Consider the following 18,119-nt stretch of genomic DNA (forward strand, 5'->3'; position numbering starts at 1 on the left):
GTGGCGATCGTGGCCGCGGTCGCCGGGCTGGTCGCGGTCGTCGCCGGTGTCCTGACCCCGTTTCTGCCGGTCAGCACGTCGACGGCGTCAATCACATGGCCGCAGGGCCAGGAGCTGAAGCCGGAGTCGGCATCGGTCGCCGCACCTCTGGTCGCGCAGACCGCGCGTGATCTGCAGATCACCGTCGGGTGCCCGGTGCTCGCGTCCACCCCCGGCGACGCCTCCACCAACGTCCTCTCGACGATGCCGGCGAACGCCACCAAGGCCCGTGAGAACGGTCTCTTCGTCGTGGCCGACGCCGCGAACGTCACGGTCACGGTCCGCAACAAGACCCTCGCATCGGCGCCACGCTCCGCGCTGTCCGCGTGCAGCGAGCTGCGCATCTTCTCCGACGCGACCACGACGGGCGCCCAGTTCGTCGGTCTGCCGCCGGGTGCGGCGACCGCCGGCGGCGGCGACGTCGGACTGGCCGAACCCTCGTCGAACCCGCAGATCGCCGGCGTCTTCACCGACCTCACCGCCGAGCAGGTCCGGGCGTCGGGCATCGACGTGCGGATCGAGATCGACGACCGCTTCGACTCGTCGCCCTCGGTGATCAAGTGGCTGGTCATGATCGTCGGGATCGTCGCGGCGATCGTCGCGCTGGTCGCCGTGGGCCGGCTGGACCGAATCCACGGCTATCACCGTCGAGTCGGGCGCGGGCTGAGTCTGCGTTCGGCGCTCCGCCCCACCCCCACCGACATCGGCGTCACCCTGACGCTCGTCGTGTGGCATTTCCTGGGCGCGGGCTCACCCGATGACGGCTACATCCTCAACATGGGCCGCAACGCGGCGGACGCGGGCTACCTGTCCGACTACTACCGCTTCTACGGCATTCCCGAAGCCCCGTTCGACTGGTACTACAGCTTCCTCGCCTACTGGTCGACGATCTCGACCACGGGCCTGTGGATGCGCCTGCCGTCGCTGATCGCCGGCCTCGCCGCGTGGTTCATCCTCAGCCGGGTGCTGCTGCCTCGTCTCGGTCGCGCCGTCCGGCGGTCGCAGTGGGCGATGCTGACCGGCGCCGCGGTGTTCCTGGCGTTCTGGTTGCCGATGTGTTCGGGCCTGCGCAGCGAGGGCATCATCGTGCTCGGCACGCTGCTCACCTGGTGGGCGGTGGAGGTCACGGTCTCCACGCGCCGCATACTCCCCGCGGCACTCGCCGCGCTCACCGCGCTGCTGACCCTGGCGCTGGCTCCGCACGGTCTGGTCGCGCTGGCACTGTTGATCGCCAGCGCACGACCCATGCTGCGCATCCTCGTCCGCCGACGCCGTGAGGACGGCCTGCTGCCGCTACTCGCACCAGTCCTCGGCGCCGGCGCGCTCGTCGTCATCGTCGTGTTCCGCGACCAGACCCTCGCGACGGTGTTCGAGGCGATCCGCATCCGCTATTCGGTCGGGCCGACGCTGGCCTGGTACCAGGAGCTGCTGCGCTACTACTTCCTGGCCGTCAACCACACCGACGGTGCGCTCGCACGACGTATCCCGGTGCTGCTGTTCGCCGTGTCGATGTTCCTCGTGCTGGCGATCATGTTGCGCCGCAAGCGAATCGATGGCATCGATCCCGGCGCGGTGTGGCGCGTCCTGGGTGCGTCGCTGCTGACGATCCTGCTGCTGTCGTTCACCCCGACCAAGTGGACGATCCAGTTCGGCATCTTCGCCGGTCTGGGCGCGGCACTGGCCGCCGTCGCCTGTGTCGCGATCGGCCAGGCCGCGCGTCGAACGCTGCGCAACCTGTCGATCCTGATCGCCGGACTGCTGGTGGCGTGCGCCGCCGCGGCAGCCGGCAAGAACGCGTGGCCCTGGCCGTACGACTTCGGCATCGCCTGGTTCGACAAGGCGCCGGTCGTCGCGGGCATGCAGGTCTCCACAGTGCTGCTCGCGCTGGCCGTCGTCGCGCTGGTGTTCGCGATCTGGCAGCACCTGCGCATGGACTTCGTCGACGAGACCGGTCTGGCGCACGAGAAGGGAGCCGCACCCGCGGGCTGGCGTATCGGGGTCGCCTCGGCACCGATCGCGGCGATCGCCGTCCTCATCGTCGCCTGTGAACTCGCGGTCTTCGCCAAGGCCGCGGTCAGCCGGGCCGACACGTTCACCGTGCTGTCGGCCAACCTGGACTCCCTGCGCGGCAACACCTGTGCGATGGCCGACGCCGTTCTCGTCGAACCCGACCCCAACAAGGGGACGCTCGCCCCGGCGTCCGGCCAGTCGGCGTCCAAGACGCTGGCGGGCGACTCGCACGGCTTCAGCCCGAACGGCGTGAAACCCGATCTGACACCGCAGGCCGGTGCCCAGAAGCCCGGCGCGATGAACACCTCGGCGGACCTGTCCAAGACCTTCATCGTCTACGGCTCCAATCCCGGCACCGCGGGCGGCGTCGGCCCGCGCGGGGTCAACGGCAGCACCGCCGCGCTCCCGTACGGCCTCGACCCCGCGACCACCCCGGTCATGGGCAGTCACGAGACCAGCGACGGACAGGCCACGTTGACCACCGGGTGGTACCGCCTGCCGGACCGCGCTGCCTCGCCGCTGATCGTCATCACCGCCGCGGGTGCCGTGTTCACCTACGATCGCGACGGCGTGCCGATCTTCGGACAGTCACTCCAGGTCGAGTTCGGTCGCGAGGTCGACGGCGAGTTCGTCCAGGTCGGCGCACCGGCGGTCCCGATCGACGCGGAACGTTCGAACCGGCCGTGGCGCAACCTCCGCATCCCGATGGACCGCGTGCCCGCCGACGCGTCCGCGATGCGGATCGTCGCCAAGGACAACAACCTCGACGCCGACCAGTGGCTGGCGATCACGCCTCCGCGTGCACCGGTCCTCGAGACCCTGCAACAGGTGGTCGGATCGACCGATCCGGTTCTCATCGACTTCGCCGCCGGCGCCTGGTTCCCGTGTCAGCGGCCGATGACCGCCCACGAGGGTGTGTTCGACATCCCCGACTGGCGAATCCTGCCGGAGTCGTGGATTGCCAACTCGCAGTCCAAGACCTGGATGGCCACCGAGGACGGCGGCCTGCTGACGACGGTCGAGGCGCTGACCCGGCCGTCGACGGTGGCGACATATCTCGACAACGACTGGTATCGCGAGTGGGGCAACCTGCAGCGACTCAACCCGCTGGTGCCGCAGGCGCGGCCCGCGGACGTGATGACCGGTTCGTCGACCAACTGGGGTTGGTCACGACCCGGCCCGATCAGGGTGGTGCCCGAAGATGACTGACCGCGTTGACGTTCCCGTCGAGACGGAACACGACGACCCACCTGTGACCGAACGCCGGGACAGTTTCTCCGAGCGTCACGCCGGGAAGGCCCGCATCGTCGCGATGGCGGCGGGTGCACTCGGCATCCTGCTGGCGCTGCTGAGCCCGTTCCTGCCCGTCGACTACACGAAGTCCGAGCTCGCCTGGCCGCAACAGGGTTCGGTCGCCAACGTCGCGGCACCGAGCGTGTCGTTCGTGCCGGTGTCGATGGAGGTCTCCGTCCCCTGTGCGCTGGGTGCGTCGCTCCCGCGCGACGGCGGCGTCCTGCTGTCCACGGTGCCCGAGGGGGGTGCGGAAGCCGGAAAGGTCGGCCTGTTCATCCGGGCCACCGCCGACAACCTGCAGGTCGTTCAACGAAATGTGGTCCTGCTCAACACTCCTCGTGCCGCGGCTCAGAACGCCCCCGGCTGCCGCATCGTCGTCGACGCCGACACCGACGGCAGTCGCGGCTCCATCCAGGGCGTGCCCGAGGCCGAGGGTGCGATCCACGAGTTCGACCTCAAGGACCCGAACGCACGGCCCCAGATCATCGGCGTCTACTCGGGGCTCCCGTCGAATGTGTCCACCGAGGGCCTGTCCTTCCGGTCGACCATCGACACCCGATTCGTCTCCACCCCCACGACTCTCAAGTTCTGGCTGCTGGTGCTGGGCGTGGCGTCGACCATCCTGTCGCTCGTCGCCCTCGCCGTCCTCGACGCCCGGGATGCGCGTGGACACCACAAGGTCTTCCCGGCCGGTTGGTGGCGAGTGCGTCCGGTCGACGGGTTCGTTGCCCTCATCCTGCTGATCTGGTTGTTCGTCGGCGGTAACACCGCCGACGACGGATATCAGGTGACGGTGGGCCGGATCGCCCGGGAGGCCGGCTATCTCGACAACTACTACCGCTACTTCGGTGTGCCGCAGGATCCGTTCGGCTGGCACTACCAGTACCTGTCGGTCTGGATGGACATCAGCACCGCCACTCCGTGGCTCCGCCTGCTGCCCTTCGGATTCGCCATGGCGTCGTGGTGGCTGATCTCCCGTGCCGCGATCCCCCGGCTGGGACGTGCGGTCCGCGAATCAACACCCGCGATCTGGGCAGCCGCGCTGGTCTTCCTCGCCGTGTGGATGCCCTACAACAACGGCCTGCGCGTCGAACCGCTGATCGCGCTCGGCACTCTCTTCACGTGGGTCTGCGTCGAACGCGCCATCGCCACCGGCCGGTTCTTCCCGCTGACCGTCGCCATCATCTTGGCGGCGTTCACGCTGACGATCCATCCCACCGGCGTCATCGCGGCGATCGCACTCGTCGCCGGTATCCGCCCGCTGCTCAAGCGGTTCGTGGTGCGCCGCAAGCGCGACGGCGTCCTGCCCCTGCTGCTCCCGATCCTGGCCGCCGGTCTGGCAGTGATGTTCGAGATCTTCGCCGACCAGCCGCTCGCACCGATCCTGGAAGCGGTGTCGGTCAACGGCCAGGTCGGTCCCACCAACAAGTGGTGGGAAGAGCCGATGCGCTACTACATGCTGATGAACCCGACCGCCGACGGCGGCATCGCGCGGCGATTCGGCGTCCTGATCGTGTTCACCTGCTTCATCCTCGTGGTGATCATGCTGCTCAACCGCCGACGGCTGCCCGGGATCGCCACCGCGCCCACCTGGCGCCTGCTCGCAATGGTGGCCGGGTCGGCGGTCCTTATGGCGTTCCTGCCGACCAAGTGGACCCACCAGATGGGTGTGTATGCGGCAATCGGCGGTGCGCTGGCCGCGGTGGCCACCGCCTGCGCGGACCGGACGATCATGCGGCGCCGCCGCAACCGCACGCTGTTCGCCGCCGCCTGCGCCTACGTCCTCGCGCTGGCGTTCTCCGGACGCAACCAGTGGTGGTACGTCGGCAGCTACGGAATCCCTTGGCGCGACGCGGTTCCCGACGTCAAGGGAATCCCGCTGTGGACCGGCATCCTCGCCGTTGCCGTCGCATTGACGCTGCTGGGCCTGTGGCAGCACTTCCGCGACGACTACGTCGACGAGACCGTCCGCGCGGGTGCGTCGACGTCGCTGTTCGCGCGCCTGCGCAGCCCGTCGATCATCGTCGTGTCGACCATCATGCTGGGCTTCACCCTGGTCTCGTTCGCGAAAGCCGACTGGACGCAGCGCAATTCATGGTCGTGGCTCAGTTCCAACGTGAACGCCCTGAAGGGTGAGCCGTGTGCGCTCGCCGACGCCGTGCTGGTGGAGGGCGATCCGACCGCCGGGCTACTGGCTCCGGCACGCGTTGCCGGACAGAACAACCCGTCGCCCGGTTCCGCACTCACGGGCGCCGGCGCGGTGGGCTTCGATCCCAACGGCGTCGCCTCGGACCTCTCCGAGGACACCGAGGCAGAGTCCGACGACTCCGCCGGCACGTCGACCGCCGAAGTCGATCGCACACAGTCCGATCCGACCGAGGACAGCAGCAGCAGCTCCGACGACACCACGGCGTCGAGCGACACCAGTGGCGGACGCACCGCTCAGGCGGGCGTCAACGGTTCGACGGTGAAGCTGCCGTTCGGACTGTCACCGGCCAAGACCCCGGTGCTGGGTACCTACAACTCCCCCACCGGAACCGGCAGCCTCACCTCCGAGTGGTATCAGCTGCCCGGGAAGCGTTCCGACGACCAGCCGCTGATCACCATGTCCGTCGCGGGTTACGTCGAGTACATCGACGACCTCGCGGTGGTCCGGCCGGGCCAGAAGGTCAGGCTGCAGTTCGGCCGCGTCGCGCCGGACGGCACGGTCGCCCCCGCCGGCCAGATGGTCCCGCTGGACATCGGCGGCGCTCCCGAGTGGCGCAACCTGCGCTTCCCGCTGGACCAGGCACCTCCGGGCGCCACGGTCGTCCGGGTGCTCGCCGAGGACACCTCGCCGCTGCGCGATCAGTGGCTCGCGGTGACGCCGCCGCGGGTCTCGTCGATGGAGACGCTCGATTCGCTCGTGGGCAGCGAGGATCCGGTCCTCATCGACTGGGAGGCCGGACTCGCGTTCCCGTGCCAGCGGCCGGCTCAGGTCAAGCACGGCGTCCTCGAGACACCGGCCTGGCGGATCTCCCCGGACCGTGAGGGCGAGCGGGTGAACTCGCAGCGCTGGATGTCCGGCGACGCCGGTGGTCCGCTGGGCATCATCGAGAACGAGATGCGCGGTCGCGTCTACCCGTCGTATCTGCGCAACGACTGGGCGAAGGACTGGGGCTCGCTCCAGGCCCTCACCCCGATCCTGCCGCAGACCGACGCCGAGCTGACCCTGTCCACCGAGACCCACAACGGGCTCTGGACGCCGGGCCCGATGCGGGCGATCGGCAACTAGGGGTCCGTAGATCCACCACAAATGGGCAAACCCAGCACCCCGAGAGGTGCTGGGTTTGCCGAAAAGGGGTGGGCCTGCGCTAGATCGGCATCAGTAAGTGCTTGCGCGGGGTCTTGAGGACCTGCTTGTCGCGCAACTGCGCCAAGGCCTTCCGGAGTTGCAGCCGGGTCTCGGCGGGCTCGATGACCGCGTCGACGTAGCCGCGTTCGGCCGCGAGGTAGGGCGTGGCCATCATCGTGTTGTAGAAGTCGATGAACTCGCGGCGGACCTTGTCGGCCTCCGCGGCCGAGAGTCCCTCGGTCTGACGACGGGTCAGCACCGCGGCCGCCGATTCGGCGCCCATGACGGCGATCTTGGCGGTCGGCCACGCGAAGTTGATGTCGGCACCGAGGTGCTTGGAGCCCATCACCGCGTAGGCGCCGCCGTAGGCCTTGCGCAGCACGACGGTGACCTTGGGTACGTCGGCCTCCACGTAGGCGTAGAGGAAGCGTCCGGACCGCCGGATGGTGCCCTTCTGCTCCTCGGCCAGGCCGGGGAGGATGCCCGGGGTGTCCACCAGGAAGACCAGCGGGATGTTGTAGGCGTTGCAGATCCGGACGAAACGCGTTGCCTTCTCCGACGAATCGGTGTCCAGCACACCGGACATGACGCTCGGCTGGTTGGCCACGATGCCAACCGAGCGGCCGTCGACGCGCGCGTACCCGGTGATGATGTTGGGCGCGAACAGTTCTCCCACCTCGTGGAAGGCACCGTCGTCGAACAGCCGGATGATGATGTCCTTCATGTCATAACCGGCGTTGTCGTTGTCCGGCATGAAGTCGTTGAGCGACAGGTCCGACTCGGTGATCTCCGGCTCGAGGCCCGGATTGATCACCGGCGGTTCCTCATACGCGCTCGACGGCATGTACTGCAGGTACTCGCGGACCCACTCGAAGGCGCCCTTCTCGTCGGGCGCGATGTGGTGGATGTTGCCCCAGCGGGCCTGGTTGTGCGCGCTGCCCAGGTCCTCGGCGGAGATCTCCTCGCCGTTGACCTGCTTGAGCACATCAGGGCCGGTGACGAACATGTACGACTTGTCCTCGACGGCGACGAGGATGTCGGTGTTGGCGGGGGTGTACACGGCACCGCCCGCACACTTGCCGAGGATGACCGAGATCTGCGGGGCGAGACCGGAGAGCAGGTCGTTGCGGCGACCCATCTCGGCGTACCAGGCGAGCGAGGTGACCGCGTCCTGGATACGGGCGCCGGCCGAGTCGTTGATGCCGACCATCGGGCAGCCGATCTTGCCCGCCCACTCCATCAGCGAGGCCACCTTGCGGCCGAAAATCTCGCCGACGGTGCCGCCGAAGACGTTCTGGTCGTGCGAGAACGCAGCGACGGGGCGACCGTGAACGAGGCCGTGGCCGGTGACCACACCGTCGCCGTAGCCGCTCTCCGCGGCACCCGGCATCTTGGCGAGCGCGCCGATCTCGACGAACGTCCCCGGGTCGAACAGCATCGCCAGACGTTCGCGTGGGGAGCAGATCCCCTTCGCGGCACGCTTGGCGAGTGCCTTCTCCCCTCCCGGTTCGCGAGCAGCCTTCAGTTTCTGCCGGAGGTCGGCGAGCTTGCCTGCGGTGGTGTCAGTCACGGTCCTTCACTTTCTACGCGACCACGATGTCTCGTTGAAACTACTTCTTACCAAGCTCGCCGAGACGCGTGGCCAGATCTGCGCCGATCTTGGCGATGTAGGGCTCGTCGACGATCGACAGGTGGTCGCCGCCGATGTGGATGATCTCCAGGTCGTCGACGACCTCACCCCACCGGCCGTCCTCGTCGATCTCGGCCCACTGCGGTTCCAGCTCGATCGCACCCGCATGCATCTTGTCCGCGCGGTACAGCACGACCTTGCCGTCGTAGGGTTCCGGCGCGATGTTGCTGAGCACCCGGTTCTCGATGAACGAGGTCCGCTGGTGTTCGATGATGCCGCCGGGGATCTTGGTGCCCGACATCGACATCATCTCCATGATGATCGCGAACTGTCCCTCGTCGTCGGTCTCGACGAGCCGCTCCATCGGGATCGGCACATCCGGGTCGAGGTCGTAGTTGCGGATCGCGAAGTCCTTCCACCGTTCCAGGCGGGCCCGCTTGGTCTCCGGCGTCTCGGTCATGTCCTCACGCGGACGCACGACGTCGATGAGACCGACGAAGGCCACGTCCTCACCGGCTTCCCGGAGAACCTGGGCGACGCCGTAGGCGAGGGCACCGCCGAACGACCAGCCCACGAGCACGTACGGGCCGTGCGGCTGGAGTTCACGCAGACGCGGGATGTACTCGCGCACACGGTCTTCGATGGTTCCCTCGACACCGCGGTCGAAACCGATGACCGGCTGGTCGTCGGGCAGGCGCTTGAGCAGTGCCTCGTAGGCCGAGGTGTTGCCGCCCGCGGGGTGGAAGAGCAGGATCGGGGTCGGGTCGCCCGCGGACGGGTCGTAGACCTTCTTGCCCTCGGGAACCAGACGCAGGTAGCGCAGGAATCCGTCGGTCGACGCCCCGGCATCGAGGTGATCGCGAACGTAGTTCGACATCTCCTCGATGGTCTCCGAGTCGAGGATGTCCTCGACGTCGATGTCGCCACCGGTCCGCTCGTTGAGACGATCGGTCAGCTGCTGGGCCAGTTCCTCCGACAGCACCGGCAGCTTGTTGAAGATGCCGCCGGCGGACTTCTTGGTCACGACCGCGTAGGTGCCGAACGTCAGCCGCTCGGCCGCATCGCGCGGCGGGACATCCGAACCGGCGGCCTCCGCGACCGCCTTCTGCGAGGTGATGTCGGTGGGCGCCTTCACCGGTTCGGGATTGGTGCCGGGTGAGGTCGCGACCGCGACCTCCACGTCCGCGACGTCCTCGGCGACCTCTTGCTTCGGTTCCGGGGACTCCTCGGTGGCCGGCACGGGGGCCTCGTCCTTGGCGTTCTGCTCGTCGATGTAGGCGTTGAGCGCTGCGGTGTCGAGTTCACCTCCGCCGGAAGCGTTCTCGGCGAGGTCGTCGAGCTGGTCGCGATGGGTGACCGCGAACTCGACGAACTTCTGGACATCGGCCAGGTTCGCCTGGCGCATCGCCTGCAGCTGCAGCTGCGGGATGTCGAACTCGTACTCGACGCGGTTCTTGATCCGCACGGCCATCAGCGAATCGAGGCCCAGCTCGATCAGCGGGATCTCGCGCGGCAGGTCCTCGGGGTCGTAACCCATCGACTCGCCGACGATGATCGCGAGGCGATCCCCCACGCTCTCACCGGAATCCGGATTCCACCTGTTGCCGATGTCGTCGACGACCTCGTCCTCGACGACCACCTTGTCGTCGGCGAAGACGGCCGGACCGGACTCCGTGGACGCCGCCGGCGCGGTGGACACCGAACCCGCGGCCTCGTCGAGGTCGCCGGTCACGACGGCTTCGAAGAGCAGACGGAAGTTCTTGTCCGCCTTGACGTGCACGCTCACCGACGCGCCGCCCGGATGCGGGCTCAGCGTGGTGGTGACGGTGCCGGTCGTGGGCATCTCGCCGTGCGAGACCGCCGCACCGACGGAGGCGTTGGTCAGCACCTGAGCGGCGGCGGCGTGCACCAGCGCACGCAGGTCGGTGACGGCTGCGGCGTTGACCTCCCACGCGTGGCGTCCGTCGGGCAGCGCGACATGCGAACCCGGGACGGAGCCGGCCGAGCCGCCCGAGGAGATCTGCGCCTTGAGCCAGAACTCCTTGCGCTCGAAGCGGGTTCGCGGGACCGCCGCATAGTCGCCGGTGCCGAACAGCGACGCGACGTCGACCGGGTGGCCGTGCACGTACAGCTTCATCAGCGCGTTGACCAGGCCGAAGCTCTCGTCCTCCTTGCGACGCAGCGTCTCGATGAGCTCGGCGTCGTGCAGGCCGGCCGAGAAGGTCACGGCCGCAACGGAGATCAGGACCGCCGGATTCGGCGACAGCTCCAGGAAGGTGCGGTGACCGTTCTCCACGGCCTTCGAGATGGCCTGACTGAACCACACGCTGTGGCGCAGACCCTTGAGGAAGTAGTCGATGGTGTGGACCGGCCCGTGTCCCGCACGGTAGAACACCTCGCGGTCGACCGAGCTGTAGAAACCGGTGGTGAGGCGCTGCGGCTCGATACCGGTGAGCTCGTAGGCGAGCTCGCCCAGGATCGGGTCCATCTGCGAGGTGTGGCTCGCGCCCTTCGTGGCCAGCTTGCGTCCGAGCTTGCCTTCGCCCTCGGCGCGTTCGACGATCGCGTCGACCTGCGCCTCCGGGCCGCCGATGACGGTGTGCGTCGGTGCCGCGTAGACACAGATCTCGAGGTCGGGGTAGTCGACGAGGACGTCGTTGATGTCCTCGGCGCTGTACTCGACCAGCGCCATCAGGCGGATGTCGTCGCCTTGCAGCATCGACTCGCCCTCGCCCATCAGGCGCGAACGCTGGCAGATGACGCGGGTCGCGTCCTCCAGCGACAGTCCGCCGCTGATGTAGGAGGCCGACGCCTCACCCATCGAATGCGGCACCAGCACACCGGGTTCCGCACCATGGTGGCGGAGAGTGTCGGCCAGCGCGACCTGGATGGTGTAGATGCCGACCTGGCTGGTCTCGATGCCGTAGGTCTGCTCGTCGTCGAGGAACATCTCGGCGATCGAGTAACCCAGTTCGTTCTGGATGTACCCGTCGACGCGGTCGACGTACTTCGCGAAGACCGGGTTCTCGGTGTAGAGCTGCTTGGCCATCTTGCGGTGCTGTGACCCGAAACCCGACAGCAGCCAGACCGCCGAGGCGGCGTCCGGCGAATCCGCCGAGTACACGAGGGGATTGCCCTTGCCGTCGGCGATCGCCCGGACACCGGTGATGGCATCCTCGTGCGAGCGGGCCATCACGACGGACCGAGAGCGGCCGTGGTTGCGGTGTGCGAGGGCACGACCGATGTCGGCGAGCGGGGTCGCCCGCCCCTCGTCGGACTCGAGCCACTCGAGCAGGTCGGCCGCGGTCTTGCGACGCCGCGACGGGAGGAAGCCGGAGATCACCAGCGGCACAACCGAACCCTCGACCGCGCACGGTGCGAAACCCTCGGCCGGATCGACGGCGGTCTCCTCGACCGCCGGCTCGGTGTTCGACGCCTGAGCGGCGAGGATGGCCCGTTCCGCCTCGGTCAGGTACTCGTCCTCGGTTTCGACAGGCTCAACCAGCGGAGAAGACGGCTCAACCAGCGAAGAGTTCCCGGGCAACGATTCGGTGGCCGGGAGTTCGGAAGCCGAGGCATCGACCGGAGCCGCCTCCGGCTGCAGGTCGCTCGGCAGCACCTCGCGGACGACGACGTGCGCGTTGGTGCCGCCGAAGCCGAAGCCGGAGACGCCGGCGACGGCGTGGCCCGAGTAGCGGGGCCACTCGGTGGACTCCGGGATCACCTTGAGGTTGTTGGCGTCGAACTGGATGTACGGGTTGGGGCCGCTGTAGTTGCGCGAACCCGGAATGACCCCGTGCTTCAGCGCGAGCACGACCTTGGCGATCGCGCCGGCCCCGGCCGCCGACTCCATGTGGCCGTAGTTGGTCTTGACCGAACCGAGGAGCATCGGCTTGTCGGCGGCGCGGCCGCGTCCGACGACGCGCCCGAGAGCGTCCGCCTCGATCGGGTCACCCAGAATGGTGCCGGTGCCGTGGGCCTCGACATAGTCCACCGAGCGCGGATCGATCGACGCGTCGGTGTAGGCCGAGCGCAGCACCTCGACCTGGGCCTCGGGATTCGGGGCCGGCAGACCGTTCGATCGACCGTCGGAGTTGACGGCCGAACCGGCGATGACCGCGAGGGCCTCGTCGCCGTCGCGGCGGGCGTCGGCCATCCGCTTGAGCACGACGAGACCGCCGCCCTCGGCGCGGATCATGCCGTCGGCGTCGGCGGAGAAGGCCTTGATGTGGCCGTCCTTGGCCTGCGCGCCGATCCGGTCGAAACCGAGGGTCGCAGCAGGCGTGATCAGCATGTTCACGCCACCGGCGAGGGCGACGTCGGACTCGCCGGTACGCAGGCTGCGGACCGCCTGGTGGATCGCCACGAGCGACGACGAACACGCGGTGTCGATCGCGATCGACGGTCCACGGAAGTCGTAGAAGTAGGAGACGCGGTTGGCGACGATGGCCGTGGAGGTACCGGTCAGCGCGTAGGCCGCGGTGTCCTCGGCGCCCTCACCGAGGCCGAGGGTCGCCAGCAGCTGATAGTCGTTGGTCGACGTACCGATGAACACTCCCACCGGCGCACCCTTGAGGTCGCTCGGCGGGATGTGCGCGTGCTCGAGCGCCTCCCAGGTGAGTTCCAGGGCGAGCCGCTGCTGCGGGTCGACCATCTCGACCTCACGCGGACTCATCTGGAAGAAGTCGGCGTCGAACGACCGCACGTCGTCGAGGTAGCCGCCCTTGATGTTCGACGACTCCAGGATCTCGGCGAAACGCGGATCGGAGGTGAACTCGGTCCAGCGGCCCTCCGGCAGGTCGGAGATGCCGTCGACGCCACCGATGAGCGCCTCCCAGGTCGACTCCGGGGTGGTGCCGGACTTGGGGAAACGGGTCGACAAGCCGACGACCGCGATGTCGTCGTCCGCGCTGCGATCACGCCGCCAGAACGTGTCGGCGGTGTCGTCGAGGCCCTCGTCGGGATCGCCCTCGATGATGCGCTGGGCCAGGGATGCGATCGTCGGATGGTTGTAGACCACCGTCGCGGTCAGGATGACCCCGGTCTTGTCCTCGACGTCGGCGGCGAGCGCCACCGCATCGCGCGAGGACAGTCCCAGCTCTTCCATCGGCCGGTCGACGTCGATCTGGCCGACCGGCACACCGGTCGACTGCGACACCCAGTCGCGCAGCCAGTCACGCAGTTCATCGACGGTGAGGTCACCGGCGGTCTCTCCGGGGGTGGCCTGACCGGTCGAGGGTGCAGTGCTCGCGTCGGCGGTCGCTCCGTCTACCGAACCGGGGGTTTCGAGGGACGAATCGTCGGGCAGATCGGTGCTGCGCGACTCGTCGGTGTTCAGTTCAGACATCGTTTCCAGACTACTGCTCTCGTCGGCACCCGAAACCGGGTGCCGGGTGACTGTTGTGGACGATCACCGACACCGCGGCCGTGAACGGGTGCCCGGCGCGCTATTCCGCCGCGTCCGGGAACGCCGTCTGCTTGTAGCCGCCGCGCAGGCTGCCGTCGATGTAGGCGGCGCGGGTGGCCCGGCGGGCGATCTTGCCCGACGAGGTGCGCGGGATCGAGCCGGCGGGAACCAGCAGGACGTCGCGCGCCATGACGCCGTGACGCTGCGCGATGGCGGCACGCACGGTGTCGGCGACCTCCTGCGGATCGGCCTTGCGACCCGGGCCGCGCTCGGCGACGATGACCAGCTGCTCGGAGGCGTCGTCGGGGTCGGGAGTGAGGCCGCTGCCGGCGAACTCGAAGACCACGGCGGGCAGCTGGTTCGCCGGTACCGAGAAGGCGGCGACGAAGCCCGGACGCAGCGCGGTGCTGGCTTCCTGGGCGCTGTACTCGAGGTCCTGCGGGTAGTGGTTGCGTCCGTCGACGATGACCAGGTCCTTGACGCGGCCGGTGATGTAGAGCTCGCCGTCGAGCCAGACACCGTAGTCGCCGGTCCGCATCCACAGGGCGTCGGCCGGGGCACCCTCGGCATGGCTGTTCTCCGCCAGCGGCGAGACGAGCTTGTTGTGGAAGGTCTCCTCGGTCTCCTTCGGCTTGTTCCAGTAGCCGGCACCGATGTTGAGCCCGTGCAGCCAGATCTCGCCGACGTGTCCGTCGGGCTGCTCCGTCGCCGTCTCCGGGTCGACGATGGTGGCCCATTGGCTCACCGCGACCTGACCGCACGACACCTGGGCGACCGCGTTCGGCGCACCCTCGTCGACGACGGTGAGCTTGCCCGCGTTGAGATCGTCACGGTCGACGTAGATGACCTTCGCCTCGTTGTCGCGCTGGGTCGCGGAGACGAAGAGGGTGGCCTCGGCCATGCCGTAGCAGGGTTTGATGGCGGTCTTCGGCAGGCCGTGGGGCGCGAAGGCCTCGTTGAACTTCTTCATCGAGCTGACCGTGACCGGCTCCGAGCCGTTGATCAGGCCGATGACGTTCGACAGGTCGAGGGTCTCGCCCTCCTTGGGCAGACCGCGCGCGGCGGCGTGCTCGAAGGCGAAGTTCGGGGCCGCGGCGTAGGTCTCCGCGCCGTCGGCGGCCGCGGCGAGTTCCTTGATCCAGCGGCCGGGCCGGCGGACGAACGCCTGCGGGCTCATGATCGTGATGTAGCGGCCGCCGAGCGCGGGCAGGATCACGGTCAGCAGACCCATGTCGTGGAACATCGGCAGCCAGGTGACGCCACGCGCGTTGCGGTCGATCTGGATGGTGTCGGAGATCTGCAGGACGTTCGCGGCGACCGCCTGGTAGGTGATCTCCACGCCTGCGGGGACGCGGGTCGAACCGGACGTGTACTGCAGGTACGCGACGGTGTCCTTGTTGTGGTCCTGGCCCGCGACCGGGGCGACCCAGCTCGACCCCACCGAGTCAGGCACCGCGTCGACGGCGATGACGCGCGGGCGCTCCTTGGCCGGCAGCGGCGCGAAGAAGTCGCGGACCGCCTCGGCGGACTTGGTGGAGGTGAGGATCGCGGTCGGCTTGCAGTCGTCGAGGACGGCGTGCAGACGATCGGTGTGGCCGGGCTCGTCGGGCGAGAACAGCGGCACCGCGACGGTGCTGGCGTACAGCGCGGAGAAGAAGCCGATCACGTACTCGAGCGACTGGGGCGCGAGGATCGCGACACGATCGCCGGGCTTCGTCACCTGCTGCAGGCGTGCGGCGACAGCGCGCAGGCGCTTGCCGAACTGCGCCCAGGTCAGGTCCTGGGCTTCACCGTCACGCTCACGGCTGTAGTCGATGAACCGGTAGGCCAGCGTATCGGCCTGCTCGCGTACGTTCTGCTCGACGTAGTCGACAAGCGTCGCTTCCTCGGTGAACGAGATGTTGCCCGTTTCGTCGAGAAAGTCTTCGAGTTCAGTCTTCAGCATTCATTACTCCTGTGGCCCCCTCGTGGACTCCCCCCACGCGAGTGCAGTTCCCCGGTGACGTCCTTCGGCGACAACACCCGGCGTTTCTGCCATCCACGTCCTGTGCCGACCGCGGGATACGGTAGCGCACGTCCAGTTACCCAACGAAAAAATTGTGATCGTCATGCTCAGCTTTGAAAAAGCGTACGTCGGCTCGGTGACGCACACCCGCGGGTTGACGACCCACCACCTCGCGGTTCACCGGCGAGACAGACGGTCATCCTACTCCCCCTTCAACTGGGCCAGAACGGGCGCAAAGGCGTCCATCTGGGTCGGGAAGACCCCGACGTAGGACATGGTCGTGCGGCGGCGGACCTCACGGATCTGATCCGCGATCTCCTCGAAACTGCCGATCGCGATGTACGGCGAGGACAGCACGTCGTCGACGGTGAACTCGGTGTCGTGCGCGATGTTCGGCGGATAGCCCTGCTCCAGGGCCTTCAGCGCCATCCCGGCGGTTGCCACGCGATCGTCGGTGATCACGGTGACGGCGATGGTCCAGTTCAGCTCGATGTCGTCGAAACGGTCACCCGCGGCCTGGCGGATGCGGTCGACGCGCTCGGCCGTCTTCTCGATGGTCATGTCCGACAACTTCATCTTGCCGTCGGGCGTGGTGCCCGGGGCGACGGAGATGATGTCGGCGTGCTTGGCGGCGAGCGCCAGCATCTTGGGTCCGCCACCGCCGACCGCGATCGGCGGCCGCGGTCCCTGACGGGGTCGCGGGCTGCCCTCGAGGCCCTTGATCTTGTAGAACTCGCCGTCGAAGTCGACGGTCTCGCCGCGCATCAGCCCGTCGAGGATGACGAGTGCCTCGCCGAGCCGACGGATACGGACACCCGGGGACTCGAACTCGATCCCCGCCTTGTCGAATTCTTCCTTCATCCAGCCTGCGCCGATGCCGAGTTCGAGTCGCCCCTTGCTCAGCACGTCGATCGTGGTGGCCTCCTTGGCCAGCAACGCCGGGTGACGCCAGCCGTTGGCCAGCACCGAGGTCGCCAGGCGGATGGTGCTGGTGGCCTGAGTCAGCGCACCGAGCGCGGCCAGCGGACCGACCTGGTTGCCCAGGTGATCCGGCACCGCGAACGTGTCGTAGCCGTATTCCTCGGCGGTCTGGGCCAGCTTGACGAACTTGCGGGCACCACCCTCGTCCTTGTTGCCCTCACCACCCGCACCGAATCGGAATGGACGCAGACCGGAGGAGCTGCCACCCGCATCGTTCGGGGGTTGCGTCATCGCTGTCCTCTCCTCGTGTTCCGGCCGTCGAGGGACGCCGTGTGGCATCTCCTGTGTCGATCGCCCGGACGAACGCCGGGCCAGCCCAACACGTTAATGCAGCGTGACGGCCCCGCAAAACGAATCGGTGGTGTCGGCAGCAGGGTTACAGCAAGTTGACGGACTGCGGGACACCGAGGGGTCAGCTGTGCTTCGGACGCGGGGCGTCGTCGATGAGGCCCTTGGCCCACGAGTACATCCACTGTGTCGCGGTCTGACCGTCGTTCTCCCAGTGCCGTGGCGTGGCGTACATGGCGTGGATCGGGTTGTTCGCGACGTTCGCCAACTTCGACACGGCGGCGAGCGGATTGAGGACCGTCGGCGAATCGCAGATGAGATCACCTGGCGCACATATGGACTCCACACGGTCCTCGAGATCGCCGAATCCCCCGTCGCGTGGACCGGTCATCGTGATGCCCGGGACGATGTTGCCCATGCCGCCGAGCGCGATCTCGGCACCGACACCGTCGGGGCTGGGATCCACGTCGTTCTGCTTGCCGGGCTGGCGACGCCCGTCGGCGATGAGCCCGACCCCGAGAACGAGATCCTGGTCACCGTCGGCGAGCACACCCCGGCCGTTGCCGATGTTGCTGGCGAGATCGCCCGCGATCACCGCCCCCTGACTGAACCCCATCAGCACGTAGTTCGTGAGCGGGCAGCGTTTGTTGGTGTTGATGATCTTTCCGGCCGCACGCTTGTAGCCCTGGGTGCGCGAGACGTTGTAATCGGCCTGACGGTCGGCGAGATTCGTCGGATTCCGGAACTGCGCGGTGTACGGCACCGTGTAGATCTCGGTCCGCGACGAATCGAACTGCTCGGACAGCCCCCGTGAGATTCGCAACATCAGCGAATTCGGATTGGCCGTCGGCGTGTACGGGTCGTCTCCGGCGCTCGACTCCCAGGTTCCGGGGATCACCACCGTCAGCACATCGGGACAGTCCGCGGGCTGCGCCTCGGGACGTTCCTTCGTCGGAGTCGACGGCTTCCCGGGACCGATCGGCGGCGTCGGTCCCGGCTTCAGCCAGACCAGGACGAGCAGGACGATGAGCACGATCGCGATGACCGCGAGCGCGAGCAGCAACAGGGAGAACTTACCCAACCGCCGGGCGGGGCTCTGCCGAGCGCGGCCCGCGGTGCGTTTGGCCATCAC

General features: G+C 68.1%; 7 protein-coding genes. 2 read left to right on the forward strand and 5 right to left on the reverse strand.

Annotated elements, in window-relative coordinates:
- Nucleotides 1–3,258, forward strand: a complete 3,258-nt coding sequence (locus BPODLACK_RS19790) for an arabinosyltransferase domain-containing protein (RefSeq protein ID WP_006438289.1) — start codon at nt 1–3, stop codon at nt 3,256–3,258.
- On the forward strand, nt 3,251–6,616 hold the full coding sequence (locus tag BPODLACK_RS19795; RefSeq protein WP_006438288.1) for an arabinosyltransferase domain-containing protein: 3,366 nt from the start codon (nt 3,251–3,253) through the stop codon (nt 6,614–6,616). Before BPODLACK_RS19790 ends, BPODLACK_RS19795 begins: the two co-directional genes overlap by 8 nt.
- A gap of 79 nt (nt 6,617–6,695) precedes the next feature.
- Here the strand turns inward: BPODLACK_RS19795 and BPODLACK_RS19800 are convergent, their stop codons facing one another.
- The 5 genes from BPODLACK_RS19800 to BPODLACK_RS19820 all read right to left on the reverse strand — a co-directional run bounded on the left by BPODLACK_RS19800 (nt 6,696) and on the right by BPODLACK_RS19820 (nt 18,119).
- Entirely contained in the window at nt 6,696–8,246 is a 1,551-nt protein-coding gene (locus BPODLACK_RS19800) for an acyl-CoA carboxylase subunit beta (RefSeq protein ID WP_006438287.1), read from the reverse strand.
- Between the two features lie 40 nt (nt 8,247–8,286).
- Entirely contained in the window at nt 8,287–13,653 is a 5,367-nt protein-coding gene (gene pks13, locus BPODLACK_RS19805) for a polyketide synthase Pks13 (RefSeq protein WP_006438286.1), read from the reverse strand.
- Nucleotides 13,654–13,753: 100 nt separating this feature from the next.
- Nucleotides 13,754–15,658 carry a long-chain-fatty-acid--AMP ligase FadD32 gene (fadD32, locus tag BPODLACK_RS19810; RefSeq protein ID WP_006438285.1) on the reverse strand — a complete coding sequence of 635 codons (1,905 nt, stop codon included), beginning with the start codon at nt 15,656–15,658 and terminating at the stop codon, nt 13,754–13,756.
- 261 nt (nt 15,659–15,919) lie between these two features.
- Nucleotides 15,920–16,930, reverse strand: coding sequence for an LLM class F420-dependent oxidoreductase (locus BPODLACK_RS19815; RefSeq protein WP_006438284.1), 1,011 nt, complete (start codon nt 16,928–16,930; stop codon nt 15,920–15,922).
- A 181-nt stretch (nt 16,931–17,111) separates the two neighbouring features.
- Nucleotides 17,112–18,119 carry a cutinase family protein gene (locus BPODLACK_RS19820; protein ID WP_006438283.1) on the reverse strand — a complete coding sequence of 336 codons (1,008 nt, stop codon included), beginning with the start codon at nt 18,117–18,119 and terminating at the stop codon, nt 17,112–17,114.

This window comes from Gordonia sp. YY1 (assembly GCF_009872315.1).
Lineage (GTDB): Bacteria > Actinomycetota > Actinomycetes > Mycobacteriales > Mycobacteriaceae > Gordonia > Gordonia amicalis.

What these genes read in the sequence shown, in the direction of transcription:
- BPODLACK_RS19795 (WP_006438288.1), top strand. Translation starts at nt 3,251, where the DNA reads ATGACTGACCGCGTTGACGTTCCCGTCGAGACGGAACACGACGACCCA.
- pks13 (WP_006438286.1), bottom strand. Translation starts at nt 13,653, where the DNA reads ATGTCTGAACTGAACACCGACGAGTCGCGCAGCACCGATCTGCCCGAC.
- fadD32 (WP_006438285.1), bottom strand. Translation starts at nt 15,658, where the DNA reads ATGCTGAAGACTGAACTCGAAGACTTTCTCGACGAAACGGGCAACATC.
- BPODLACK_RS19815 (WP_006438284.1), bottom strand. Translation starts at nt 16,930, where the DNA reads ATGACGCAACCCCCGAACGATGCGGGTGGCAGCTCCTCCGGTCTGCGT.